This window comes from Sphingobium sp. CCH11-B1 (assembly GCF_001556865.1).
Taxonomy (GTDB): Bacteria; Pseudomonadota; Alphaproteobacteria; order Sphingomonadales; family Sphingomonadaceae; genus Sphingobium.
Genome location: NZ_LSJY01000065.1, coordinates 1 through 309 on the forward strand (window position 1 = coordinate 1; position 309 = coordinate 309).

The 309-nt window shown below is 55.3% G+C and carries 1 protein-coding gene; it reads left to right on the forward strand.

The genetic code is table 11. The annotated features are described in order from the left end of the window. Positions 1-124 precede the first annotated feature (124 nt). Positions 125-309, forward strand: a 185-nt coding sequence (locus AX724_RS24390) for a hypothetical protein (protein WP_231736541.1), incomplete at its 3' end; no start/stop codon positions are given.

Below are 309 nucleotides of genomic sequence, written 5' to 3' on the forward strand. Positions count from 1 at the left end.
AGGCCCAGTCGGCCCCAAGCTGCGATTTTGGCCAAGTCGGAGAACGTTTTGGGAACGTGGCATTCGGTATTGACGATGGAAATCATAGAAGAGGACAGTTCGCTCCATCATAGGGAGTGGGTTGATGGATCGGAGTATTCCGGGCGGGGATTTGATCGGACGATGGAGCCTGAGCTTTGCCGATATTGATTTTGTAAATTCGAAGCCGGCCCTGACGCGCCTTGGCCTCGCCGCGCAGCTGAAATTCTTCGCTTCCCTGGGGTTTTTCGCGATCGATCCCGGCTCAATCCCTACCGATGGCCTCTCGTA